We start from the raw sequence: 12,416 nt of genomic DNA, 5'->3' as shown, positions 1-12,416 counted from the left end.
ATAAATTATCCCAAATCCAAAATAAACGTGTAGGGGCGCAATGCCTTGCGCCCCTACGATGGGATAATTTTTTAATTAGAAGTCTCTTAGTGGAAAAACCACCAACCACCAACCACTAACTAATAACTAATCCAATCACTCCAACTACCAGCATAGAGTTTCCCTGTATGTATGCCTGCTAACTCCAGCGATAGTAAGTTGACACAAGCAGTTACCCCAGAACCACAATAAACAAAAATTTCCTCGGCATTTTCAACTTTAGACCATCGATGGCGTTGCTCTACAGTAGGCAGCAAATACCCCGCAGAGTCTGTCACTTCTTGCCAAGGATAATTGACTGCACCAGGAATATGTCCGGCAATTTTATCAATTGGTTCTCTAATTCCCAAGTAACGCTCCGTTTCTCGCGAATCAACCAGCACAACTTCTTGTAAATCTTTTCTCTCTTTCACTGTAACGATCTCCACTACCATGTCTGTTTGGATCTTAGGTATAAAAGTCAGCCCCATAGATACTTTGTGTTCTGGCACAACATCCGTAACAGGATAACCAACTCTTTGCCATGCAGCAAAACCCCCATTTAGTACCGCCACTTTCTCGTGTCCGAGGTAGCGCAACAACCACCACAAACGAGATGCAAAAGCGTAACGAGAATCATCATAGGCAATAACAAGAGTTTCTTGAGAATTTACTCCAATTTTTGACAACTTTTGAGCTAATTTATCAGGTTCTGGCAGAGGATGTCTGCCTCCATGTTTTCCAACAGGACTAGAAAGATCTAGATTTAAGTCTAAGTAGTATGACCCTTTAATATGACACTCTTTGTACTGTTGCTGTCCCAGTTGTGGATCTGCGAGAGAAAAGCGACAATCCACTATAACAACTTGTGGATCTTCAAGATGTTCTAACAGCCATTCACAAGAAACAACGAAATGTTTGTCGATCATAAAAGTTTATTGGTTAATGGCTAATGGTTATTGCCTAATAGCTAATAGGGCGTAGGTAGGGCTGTGCCGCACATTCTATAGTTGGTGGGCAATGCTCACCCTACCAATGACTAATAGTACAGATAGCAATTAGCAATTAGCAATTAGCCATTAGCCCCTTGACAAAGTATAAAATATGACATGAAAGAAAATTTTACACCAGAGTCAACCGCAGATGGTTCATTTACCTTCTTTTCACAAGAATTTGGCGAATTGTTCCACAGTCACTATGGAGCTCGTCAAGAGAGTTTTCTCAAATTCTCAGTGCCAACTCAACTTGCTTTCGCTGCAAATAAATCAAACTTGCGGCTTTTGGATGTTTGTTACGGATTGGGATATAACACAGCAGCAGCTCTACAAACGATTTGGGAAGTCAACCCCAAATGTCATGTGGAAGTTATTGGTTTAGAACTAAATGCTGCAGTACCACAAGCTGCAATCGATCGTCATTTATATGACAATTGGGAATATAACTATACTCAAATTTTGGCTCAATTAGCTAGCGAGTATCAAGTCGTCCAAGATTGCCTGAGTGCAAATCTCTTAATTGGTGATGCTAGAAGCACAATTCAGCTTGTAAACAAATCCGGTTTTAAAGCTGATGCTATTTTTCTCGATCCATTTTCTCCCCCTCAGTGTCCGCAGTTGTGGACTGTTGAATTTATTCAGCAACTTTCCTTTTGCTTGGACTTAAACGGTTTACTAGCAACCTACTCTTGTGCTGCGGCTGTGCGTACTGCACTCAAAGTCGCCAAACTACAAATCGGTTCCACGCCACCCGTTGGAAGGCGCGCACCCGGTACTGTTGCTGCCCATTTGAAGGAGAAGGGAAAGGGGGTAGACAAGGAAGCAAATTCTACCTTGTCCCCCGTGTCCTCCTTGTCTCCTCTTCCCCCTCTCTCCCAAGCAGAAAAAGAACATTTGTTAACCCGTGCCGCGATTCCTTATCGAGATCCACAACTGAATGATTCGGCAGATAACATTTTGAAACGACGGCAACAAGAGCAACAAGCTTCAACTCTTGAACCTACATCTTATTGGCGAAAAAGATGGCTCTCTAAAAGTCTATAGATAGTGTAAAATTTATTACTATAGGAGAATTGACTGAAAGTTAAAAACAAAAATTTCTGTAACTTTCAATACTAAATTGTCTGTTAATGTGTCCTAAAAAGTCAAAAAAATAACAATAATTGTGTAATTAATGTAAATTTTATGACAAAAATGTGTAAATACTGAGGTTGAAGTCAAATCTTTAAAATACCGATACTTAATTTTGATAGAGATCGGAAGCTTAGCAAGATTATTCTTTGAATACCATGCTAAGAAATCTCCGTAAAAAACCCGATTTAACTCAACCAGGAATTGCTCATACTGGAAAGATAGGAATGAAAGCACATAGCATGATTTCTAATATCTTAAAAAAGATGAAAAGATTTATGCAACTTATAAAGAAAAAACGTGTTTTGCTAGCATATAAATGCTGATAAAAAGTAAACTTGTTTTGAAGAACTATCAATGTTAACTATTTTGAAATTGGAGTACCCTTGTGGTTCAATGGAAATCCAAATTTACAGGCCCTACTCATGGAATTGTTAGTGAGCCGAACTTGTCAAACCAAGTCAAAAATACTATATCTACAAATAATACATCATCTTTACAGAATAAGGATGATGCTCTGAATTCACCGATAAAAGAAATCAGTCTTGAAGAACCGGAAACACCCGCTTCTTGGGTAAGCCCTCGTGTGAATTCCATATTTGATTTATTGGTATCTAGAACGGTACAAACCGTATGTTGGACAGTGAATGGTAGTGATTCGGATGCGCCTAAAGTTTTAGTGGTTGATGACCATGCAGCTAGTCGGATGACGGCGGTTGCTCTTTTAGCTATGGAAGGCTACGAAGTCATAGAAGCAGATAGTGGTGGTACTGCCATAGAACTGGTAACGCAAAAACAACCAGACCTGATTCTATTAGACGTGATGATGCCAGGAATGGATGGATTTGAAGTTTGCCAGTTGCTCAAACAGGAAGAGTCAACTAGGCTTATACCAGTGATTTTTATTACTGCTTTAAACGATAGGCGATCGCGTATTCGGGGAATTGAGGTAGGTGCAGACGATTTCTTGACCAAACCATTCGATCGCGTGGAACTAGCAGCCCGTGTTAAATCTCTTGTACAACAAAAGCGGCTAAATGAAGATTTAGACCACGCGGAACAAGTCCTGTTTTCTATTGCTAGAGCTATTGAGAGCCGCGATCCCAACACCGGAGATCACTGCGAACGGTTAATGAAATTGGGCCAAGCTTTTGGTGAGTACTTGGGTTTAACACGCAATCAAATTCGAGATTTGATGTGGGGCGGCTATCTTCATGATATTGGCAAGGTAGGTATTCCCGATTCTATACTGCTAAAACAGGGAAAACTGACTCCTGAAGAATGGACAATTATGAAGCAGCACGTTTTAATTGGAGAAAAGATTTGCCAGCCACTACGCAGTATGCGGGGCGTAGTTCCCATCATCCGACACCACCACGAACGGTGGGATGGTTCGGGTTATCCTGATGGGCTTGTGGGCGAGCAAATTCCCTACTTAGCACAAGTCTTTCAATTTATTGATGTTTTTGATGCTTTAACAAGCGAAAGACCTTACAAAAAAGCATTTAGTGCCAAAGAAGCACTCACAGTGATGGCAGAGGAAACAAAACAGGGTTGGCGCAATCCCGAACTCATGAAGCAGTTTGAGGAGTTTGTCATGATTTCTTGCCAGAATTGCTTGCCTTAAATGAGTAACCTGGTATTAATTGAGTCTACACTCGAATAAGTAAGCCAGTCAAAGCAATTCATACTTATTATGGTAGTTGTAGCAATTTTGGCAGCCGGACGTGGAACGCGCATGAAATCCAGCTTGCCTAAAGTTTTACATTCCCTGGGTGGGCGATCGCTCATCGAACAAGTGATTGAGAGCGTCAAACCACTTGCGCCCACTCGACAGATGGTTATTATAGGATATCAAGCAGAAGAAGTCAAGGCAGCCCTGCAGCCAATTCCGAGTTTGGAGTTTGTAGAACAGACCGAACAACTTGGCACAGGTCATGCAGTCCAGCAGTTATTGCCCTATTTAGAAGGTTACACTGGAGATCTACTAGTACTGTACGGTGATGTACCGTTGCTGCGTCCAGAAACCTTAAGAAATTTGTTAGAAACTCACACCAAAAACCAAAACGCTGCCACCATCCTGACAGCAAAGGTAGATAATCCTAAGGGTTACGGACGCGTTTTTTGTAATAGTGAAAATATAGTTCAACAAATTATTGAAGATAAAGATTGCACTCCAGAACAAAAAGAGAACAAACGTATTAATGCTGGTATTTACTGCTTCCGATGGCAGGATTTAGCCAACATTTTGCCTCACCTACAAGCAAATAATGCTCAGAAAGAGTACTATCTCACTGACACTGTTAGCCAAATTAAGCCGGTAATGGCATTGGATTTAGAGGACGAACGGGAAATTCTTGGCATTAACGATCGCCTGCAACTTGCTACAGCATACGAGATTTTGCAAAGGCGAATCAAAGAAAAATGGATGTTAGCTGGTGTTACGCTCGTAGACCCCGCAAGTATTACTATTGACGACACCGTAGAATTACAACCAGATGTCATTATTGAACCTCAAACTCACCTAAGAGGAAGTACGGTTATTCAGACTGGAAGTCGCATTGGACCGGGAAGTTTGATTGAAAATAGCCAAATCGGTGAAAACGTGACTGTACAATATTCTGTCGTTATCAAAAGTGTTATACACTCAGGAACCACAGTCGGTCCTTATGCTCATTTACGCGGTCATGTTGTTGTAGGTGCTCAGTGCCGGATAGGAAATTTTGTAGAACTAAAAAATACCAAGCTAGGTGACCATTCCAATGCAGCTCACCTTTCATACTTAGGTGATACCACTGCCGGAACCCGAGTCAATATTGGTGCAGGGACAATTACCGCCAACTATGACGGAGTGAAAAAACACCCAACTACAATTGGGGATCGCACAAAAACTGGAGCAAATAGCGTTTTAGTTGCTCCATTATCAATAGGTAATGATGTTTATATAGCAGCTGGCTCTGCTGTTACAAAAGATGTTCCTGATGATTGTCTGGTCATTGCCCGTGCTCGCCAGGTAGAGAAACCGGGCTGGCGCTTGAAAAATGATGAATGATAAATTATGAATTATGAATTATGAATTATGAATTATGAATTGAAAATTTCATCATTCATAACTCATAATTCATAATTCCTTAAACAACCCCTACTTCTTTACCATCGGGCAGTTCTAAAGTATCGTTAATCTTGTCGCCGTTGTGAAATGCAGCAAGAAGAGTGGGGCAGGTTTTACCCCAACCTATTGCCCCACTCGCATCAATAGCGATCGCGCCAAAATCCCGGTGGTTTTCGCGTGCTTCTGTAAAGGAGCGCTGCATCGCTTCAAGAAGCGGCATTCCATCAGTGACACGTACTACAATACGTGGTGCCAAGCACTCATCCATAATGTCTTCGCCAATACCAGTGCAGCTAACAGCAGCAAATTTTGTGGCGTAATTGCCTGCTGGCATTGCAGAATCGCTGACCCGACCAATGCGCTCAAATCCTTTTCCGCCAGTAGAAGTACCGACTACTAGCTTACCTTGCATATCTAAAGCTACTACACCAATTGTACCGCGTCGAGCACTGCTAGTTTCCAGTAATTCTTCTTCAGCAATGACTCCAGCCATTGCCCTTTTAAAGTTATCTTGACGTTCCTGTATCCATTCTTGTAGCCGCAATTCAGTTAAACCGTTATAGCTGGGAATTTGTAATTCTCGTGCTAATTCCGCAGCACCATAATCAGACAATACGCGATCCGGAGAGCTTTGGAGAGCAAGGGCCAAATCAATCGGATTTTTGACCCGCGATACATTTATCACGCCACTAAAACTTTGGCAAGCACCATCCATTAGAGAAGCACTCATACGAATTTGACCGTCTGATTGCAATACGGAACCAGTTCCGGCATTAAAGTGGGGTTCATCTTCCAAAAGTTGACAGCCCTTCACCACCGATTCTTTAGCACTGACTCCAGACAGGAGGAGAGCATAAACTTCTTCCACTATTTTGTGAAGCGATCGGCGTACTGCTTCTAATCCTCCTTTACCTTTCAGAGAAGCTCCAGCTCCTCCATGAACAATTAATTTAGGTTGCACCTGTATATCCATTTGTTTATTTCTTTACTCCATGCCTTTGCGGTTATTTACTTTGGGGATTCAGAACGACGACGACGGCATCTTTCCGAGCAGTATTTGACTTCATCCCAGCAATCAGCCCATTTCTTGCGCCAAGTGAAAGGTCGCTGACATACCGGACACATTTTTGTAGGTAAGTCAGATTTAGAACGTGTACGTCCCATATAAATACGGTACTGATTTGAGTTTGATTCCGAGATTTGGATGTATATTATAACCGCATTTGTCACAAACGTATGGTAACTTTAGTGACTGATTATCTGAGCCATAACCATTAAACAGTCAAAGGCAATAATAATCGGCTCACAACCCGACCATCTGGTAACTGATAAAAATGCAGTTCGCCTCCCATTAATTGCATAAGGTTTTGACAGATTAACAAGTGTAAACCTGGTGGTTGACTGAGACTGGAGGGAGATAGCACTTTCTTGGGTGCATCTTGATGCAATTGTTCTAAAAGTTGGGCCTCAATGATACCATTATCTGTTACTGATACCTCTAGCAACTCCTCATCCATACGGCGACACCAAATGTCAATTCTTCCACCACTTACCGAACGGCGACAAGCGTTCATTAACAATTCATATATAACTAGTTCAATTTTTACGATGTCGCCAACGATCGCCATGGCTTGGGTTTTAACGCCTTCAGAAGAGTTATATAAAGTTGAATAAGTTTTTTCTGTGCTGTCAATCGGTTGTCCTAAACCATGCACTCCCACCCATAACTTTTGTTGTTTGAGCAAAAGTTCCACTCGTTCTAGAGATCGCTTGAGTAAACTAGCGATTGGAACAGTTTCCTTGGTAACACACACTTGCCACTGCTCGAATTTGAGCATAGCTGTCATCGATCCTGTCGCTGCATCTACTTGACGCAATAGTTGCAAATGACGAGTGTGAGTGAGTTCGTTTGTAGGGATACCTAGATCGTACATTTGGCTGAGTAAAAGTACAAGCGTTCTTTGTATTTCCTCCAAACGACGGTGCTTGTACCAATTCAGTTGTTGGAGATTGTTAGTTGTGGATTGAAGAATTTGCGTGATGTGCAAATGCCAACGAGACCAAGCAAACTGACAAATCAAAGATTCTAAAGCGGTGAGACTTTGTTCTGACCACTGACGTTCTGCACGATCGGCCATCAACACAACACCTGTTGGTTGGTAGTCTGCACTGGTGCGTAACGCCATCACTAAAACCTGACCGATACCGGAACCGTTAAGCCACTTTCTGGTTTGTTCGGGTACATCGTCTACTTTGATAGCTAATAAACCGTCTGTAGCAAATGCCCAATAGATTAGGGGTTCACTTTGAATCGGAATGACGGCATCAGTATTAACAGTGAATTGATTGTTAGCAATAACACCTGGTATCACTTGTGCAACATCTTGTTCCGGTTTCCAAGAAAGCAGTAATGCTAAAGGACAGCCAAGAACAGACGCTATTTGTTCGAGTGCAGCACGTTCAAACTGATGAGTTGGTTGAGGGATGGAAGTCTGAGTTCGTTCCAAAATCCGGAAGCATTGCTGAAAGCTACGCAATATTTTTTCTTGCTGTTCGGTCACTTGATGCAGTCGCCATTGACGAACAATAACACCTATTTGCTGACTCACTGCTTGCAGTAGTTCCTTCTCCTGAGATGTCCAATAGCGAGGAGTTTCAGTGGTAACGAGTAAGAGAGATTCTGGCGCATGACCTTGAGTGCAGTTACTAATAAGAAAAGAATGCACTCCATTTTCGACTAGATCGGACCGCCAATTATAAAATTTTAAATCTTCCTCAGCATCTTCAATTCCCACTGCCTCTGATGAATGCTGCAATAACTGCCAATCCAATTCTTTAAGAGCATCAAGGGCTGATATCAAATTTCTCCGATTGCGGGGTTGGCTTTGGTATAAAATTTGGTATTGATTTTGGTCAGCATCTAGATCGAGTAGCAAAAAACGAGTTGCTCCCAACCTTTCCAAGACTCTTGCTGCACAAACACGTAAAATTTCTAGACGATCGGAATCTTTACAGATAGCTTTGGCAACTTGACTGGTCAGTTGAGCATCGTTTTGAACTTGTTTAATGGTGATTTCCATACTTTCGGTAGGTGCTGCTAGGGAAAGCAAACCAGCCGCACCAATAACGAAATTTTTTTCCACGTCCGACCAAATTCGAGCTTCTCTGGCTTCAACTGCCACAAAACCCAGCAAGTCTTTCTGCCAAACAATGGGCGCTGCTAATAGCGATCGCACGTTCAAACGTTGCAGCAGCTTGAGTGTAAAAGCGCTTTTTAACGAACTACGTCCCTCCCCAATGGAAACAATTTGATTGACTGACAGTGCATAATAAAAGTCGTTAAGTTCTTGCGCTGTAATTCTACTTGACTGCTGTTCGGCTTGCGTCTTGCTATAACGATCGCTCAACCGCAGCCAAAAATACCTTTTTTCGCGATCGAACCAGTAAATTTTTGTCCGAGTCGGTGAAACGAATTCATGAGTGGCTTGCACCACAACTTCCAGTTTTTGCTCCAAGTTACCCAAAGTTCTGACACTTTCCAACAGTCGCAACAATGGCTCATCCAATCGCTTGGTTTGCTTTTGCTGCAAATCTATTTCGCTTTGATAAAGTGCCGCCCCCAGTTCCCCCAAAACCATCATCAGCCGAGCTTTTGCTTCACCACCAAGCATATAACCCCAACGTTCCGAACCCATCAAAACAATACCCAAACAGCGATCTTTGTATCGAATTGGTAATATAATCGTTCCTTGTATGTTAAATTTTTCTGCAAATCCTTGCCATTGTTCGGCTCGATTTTCAGCTTTTAAGTCAGCTACACCTAGGGAGCGTTGCTCAATGACAACTTGCTCTAACAAATCCCCCGGACTAAGTACAACTCGCTGTCTCAAGTAACTGATATCGGCTACAGGCGAGAAACCTCCCTTACCGAATAGGATGTGGTTCAGGCGATCGTAAAGAGCAATCCACACCAACTTATAGTCAAACTGCTCTTTGAGGTAAGAAATAGTGGTTTCGATCAAAACGTCAACATCGTTTTCTTCCCTGAGGCTCTGGAGGACGCGCCCCAAGGAAAATATCTGTTGGTCGGCTGCTGTTGGTTTTTGAGGGGGCAACATCTGAATTATCGTTAACTTAGATTGTTACTATATAAGGTGCCCATAAAAGCACGTGGATCGAGCGACTTTCGCTTTGAGATTGTGAAGTTTTAAATTTAACATTGGGAACACTCAATTGGATATTTACAAAGATGCAATTCGTCCCCTTTTGTTCAATTTTGCAAAAACAGATCCAGAATGGCTGCACCAGCAAACTATCCGCAGCTTGAACTGGTTGGGACAGAATCGAGTTCGTCAGAGCACAAACTGGATGAACGAACAATTGAAGCGATGGTTTTGTCTTGAGGATAAACGCTTAGAGCAAAATCTATTTGGATTGACGTTTCCCAATCCCCTTGGTTTAGCTGCAGGTTTTGACAAAGATGGAGTTGCAGTTCCCATCTGGTCTAGCTTTGGTTTTGGCTTTGCAGAAATGGGAACTGTTACTTTTCACCAACAGCCTGGAAATCCTCCTCCCCGGTTGTTCCGTTTGCCTTTAGATAAAGCCGCCCTCAACCGCATGGGATTTAATAATAGCGGTGCAGAGGCAATGGCAATACGGTTAGCAGAAGTTCCGCCAGATTTAAGGTCAATACCTATAGGTTTAAACTTGGGGAAATCTAAGATAACCACCTTAGAAGATGCAGCCCTTGATTATCGCAATAGTTTTCACTTACTTAAGGATTATGGAGATTACTTTGTTGTCAATGTTTCTTCCCCAAATACACCAGGATTGCGATCGCTCCAAGATGCTTCCATGTTAAGTTCTATTTTGGCAGCATTACAACAGGAAAATTCCCTAAACAAGCCTCTGTTTGTCAAGATAGCTCCTGACTTAGAATGGCAGGCAATAACTGATATTATTTCTTTAGCAAAAACCTATCGACTTGCTGGAATTATTGCGACAAACACCACTATCAGTAGGAATGGATTGAGAACTCAAGTCATTCCCCAAACAGGAAAATCACCTCAAGACGAAGCAGGTGGTATCAGTGGCGCTCCATTAAAAGAACGTTCCACCGAAATTATTCGATTTATTTGGCAGCAAACCGCAGGTCAAATACCAATTATTGGCGTTGGTGGAATCTTCACGGCTGAAGACGCCTGGGAAAAAATCACAGCTGGTGCTAGCCTTCTCCAAGTGTATACGGGCTGGATTTATGAAGGTCCAGCTATGGTAAGACACATCCTCCAAGGGTTATTATCCAAGCTAGAACAAAATGGTTTTAACTCTATCTCAGAAGCCATTGGCTCTCAAAAGTAAAAAAGGCAAAAGTTAAAAGAAATTTCTTTTGACTTTTGTCTTTTGACTTTTAGCTTTTTTCCTCTAGTTCTAATGGGAAAAACTCCTTAGTTTTTCGAGAGTATTTCCAAGCGATACCATCTGGATCTTTACTGCGACTCCACTCCGGAAAATCTGGATCGTCTCTCCTTTTATAGACGGTGCTGGAATAAACATTGAGCCGCTTGGCAAGTTCAGATTGAATCAGAGAACCAAAAAACAACTGTTTTTCCAGCGATTTTTTTGGAGTCTCTTGAGGTGGCTGAGGTGGTAACTCAGCCTCTGGTTCTTCCACAAGCAGCTTGGGTGGAGGTGGAGCAAGAATTGGTAGAGGTTGGTAGGCAACACGTTCAGCAGGGAGTTCTTTTGGTGGTTCGCTATCGTCAAGGATGCTACCCAGAGTACTAGCAGTGATAAAGTAATAAACTTTACCACCATCTTCAGAGTCAAGAGCACGAGCACCAAATTCTGCTGCTTTCGATTCCAAGTAACGTCTTGCCGTTTCCCCAGAAAAATTGCCCTTCATTGCCAAGTCTACAGGTGTAATCCTGCCTTGATTTTCCTTAAGCAATTGATGGAATATTGGATTAACTTGCTGGCTCCACTGTTGCCATTTGTAGAATTGCCAGACATTAAGCATCAAGACGAGAAGAATTACCCCCAGCCAGATTCGCCAGGTGGCAACTAGGAAAATAATTAAAAACGAGATAGGCAAAAGTAGAACTAGAAAACCCTTGCCGTAGCTTTCTATTGTTTTTTCACTCATGCCGATTACTGCCAAGTGTCATTGTTGAGAAATAATATAATCTTGGCAAAAAACATGGCAATAGTTTGTAACAATTGTCTATTTGCCAAAAAAATTTCCCGGCAAAAATTTGGCAAATCAGGGCTGGGCTTTGGGCAAAAGGGCATTGCGTATTCCTCTCGTTCCCAGCCTCAGGCTGGGAATGCCTTACCAGAGGCTCCGCCTCCAGATCTCTAAAAAGTAGGTAGGACTATACTACACAACAAACTTGCCACATAGCCCACCTACAGAAGCGATAAAATTTTTCAACCAACCACTTGACACCCAGTAATACGCATACTACAATAAGTAGTATAAGCTGATAAGTGGCAGGTAGCTCAAACGGTAGAGCACCAACATAGCCTGAAAAGGACGAAGAATTGAGGGTTATCGCTGCTAACGATCCCCCCCTTAATTCACCGGAGATGCGGGTTCAAATCCCGCCCCGCTACACCAATTGATTTTGGATTTTAGATTTTGGATTTTAGATTGAATTGCAAATCCAAAATTTCACGTGGGAGTAGCCAAGTCTGGTAAGGCAGTGGATGGGCAATTTGCCCATAGTCCTTGGTTCACAAACTTGTCTGTAAAGGCTGAAGAATTGAGGGTTATCGTGGTTCCATCATCCGCAGGTTCAAATCCTGCCTCCCACACCAATTAATTTTAGATTTTAGATTTTGGATTTTGGATTGAGAAAGCTTTGCCCGAAGTAAATTTAACTCTACTATAGCAATCCTATTTGAGATGCAAACAAGGAAGACAAGGAAGACAAGGAAGACAAGGAAGACAAGGAAGAGGTGTTTGTAAATCATTTAGGACTGCTATATCTGTTGTATTCTTTTTCAACTTGGTATTAGATTTGTGATTTTGGATTGAATCTCAAATCCAAAATCCAAAATCCAAAATCCAAAATCCAAAATCCAAAATCCAAAATACAAAATCCAAAATCCAAAATCCAAAATCCAAAATCCAAAATCCAAAATCCAAAATCCAAAAT

10 protein-coding genes and 2 tRNA genes are annotated in these 12,416 nt (G+C 42.0%); 7 read left to right on the top strand and 5 right to left on the bottom strand.

Annotated features, from left to right (window positions below; translation table 11 throughout):
* Nucleotides 1-119 precede the first annotated feature (119 nt).
* Nucleotides 120-947, bottom strand: a complete 828-nt coding sequence (locus tag F7734_RS57525) for a sulfurtransferase (protein ID WP_155753091.1) — start codon at nucleotides 945-947, stop codon at nucleotides 120-122.
* A 180-nt stretch (nucleotides 948-1,127) separates the two neighbouring features.
* On the opposite strand from F7734_RS57525, the gene F7734_RS57520 reads away from it, so the two are divergent.
* From F7734_RS57520 to glmU, 3 genes are all read left to right on the top strand, one after another.
* Nucleotides 1,128-2,057, top strand: coding sequence for an MnmC family methyltransferase (locus F7734_RS57520; protein WP_155753090.1), 930 nt, complete (start codon nucleotides 1,128-1,130; stop codon nucleotides 2,055-2,057).
* A gap of 535 nt (nucleotides 2,058-2,592) precedes the next feature.
* The gene (locus tag F7734_RS57515; RefSeq protein WP_155753093.1) at nucleotides 2,593-3,771 is read left to right on the top strand and encodes a two-component system response regulator; all 1,179 of its coding nucleotides are present in this window, start codon (nucleotides 2,593-2,595) and stop codon (nucleotides 3,769-3,771) included.
* Between the two features lie 69 nt (nucleotides 3,772-3,840).
* Complete coding sequence (gene glmU / locus F7734_RS57510) at nucleotides 3,841-5,196, top strand: bifunctional UDP-N-acetylglucosamine diphosphorylase/glucosamine-1-phosphate N-acetyltransferase GlmU (protein ID WP_155753089.1); 1,356 nt, start codon at nucleotides 3,841-3,843, stop codon at nucleotides 5,194-5,196.
* 79 nt (nucleotides 5,197-5,275) lie between these two features.
* On the opposite strand, the gene F7734_RS57505 is transcribed toward glmU, so the two are convergent.
* The 3 genes from F7734_RS57505 to F7734_RS57495 form a co-directional block, all read right to left on the bottom strand.
* Nucleotides 5,276-6,229: an isoaspartyl peptidase/L-asparaginase gene (locus F7734_RS57505; RefSeq protein ID WP_155753088.1), complete on the bottom strand. Its 954-nt coding sequence runs from the start codon at nucleotides 6,227-6,229 to the stop codon at nucleotides 5,276-5,278.
* A 35-nt stretch (nucleotides 6,230-6,264) separates the two neighbouring features.
* Complete coding sequence (locus F7734_RS57500) at nucleotides 6,265-6,420, bottom strand: DUF2256 domain-containing protein (RefSeq protein WP_155753092.1); 156 nt, start codon at nucleotides 6,418-6,420, stop codon at nucleotides 6,265-6,267.
* A gap of 110 nt (nucleotides 6,421-6,530) precedes the next feature.
* A complete protein-coding gene (locus tag F7734_RS57495) occupies nucleotides 6,531-9,374 on the bottom strand; it encodes a GAF domain-containing protein (RefSeq protein ID WP_155753087.1) in 2,844 nt (947 codons plus the stop codon).
* A gap of 115 nt (nucleotides 9,375-9,489) precedes the next feature.
* Here F7734_RS57495 and F7734_RS57490 point away from each other — a divergent pair, with 115 nt between their 5' ends.
* Nucleotides 9,490-10,617: a quinone-dependent dihydroorotate dehydrogenase gene (locus tag F7734_RS57490; RefSeq protein ID WP_155753086.1), complete on the top strand. Its 1,128-nt coding sequence runs from the start codon at nucleotides 9,490-9,492 to the stop codon at nucleotides 10,615-10,617.
* Between the two features lie 49 nt (nucleotides 10,618-10,666).
* Here the strand turns inward: F7734_RS57490 and F7734_RS57485 are convergent, their stop codons facing one another.
* On the bottom strand, nucleotides 10,667-11,401 hold the full coding sequence (locus tag F7734_RS57485; RefSeq protein WP_155753085.1) for a hypothetical protein: 735 nt from the start codon (nucleotides 11,399-11,401) through the stop codon (nucleotides 10,667-10,669).
* A 54-nt stretch (nucleotides 11,402-11,455) separates the two neighbouring features.
* Here F7734_RS57485 and F7734_RS57480 point away from each other — a divergent pair, with 54 nt between their 5' ends.
* The 3 genes from F7734_RS57480 (at nucleotide 11,456) to F7734_RS57470 (ending at nucleotide 12,075) form a co-directional block, all read left to right on the top strand.
* Nucleotides 11,456-11,617, top strand: a complete 162-nt coding sequence (locus F7734_RS57480) for a hypothetical protein (protein WP_155753084.1) — start codon at nucleotides 11,456-11,458, stop codon at nucleotides 11,615-11,617.
* A gap of 128 nt (nucleotides 11,618-11,745) precedes the next feature.
* A tRNA-OTHER gene (locus tag F7734_RS57475) sits at nucleotides 11,746-11,875 on the top strand.
* A gap of 58 nt (nucleotides 11,876-11,933) precedes the next feature.
* A tRNA-OTHER gene (locus tag F7734_RS57470) sits at nucleotides 11,934-12,075 on the top strand.
* Nucleotides 12,076-12,416 lie beyond the last annotated feature (341 nt).

The sequence above is a fragment of the Scytonema sp. UIC 10036 genome (genome assembly GCF_009725235.1).
Note: the sequence above shows the minus strand (reverse complement) of the source record. Positions and strands in the feature narration are given on the sequence as shown.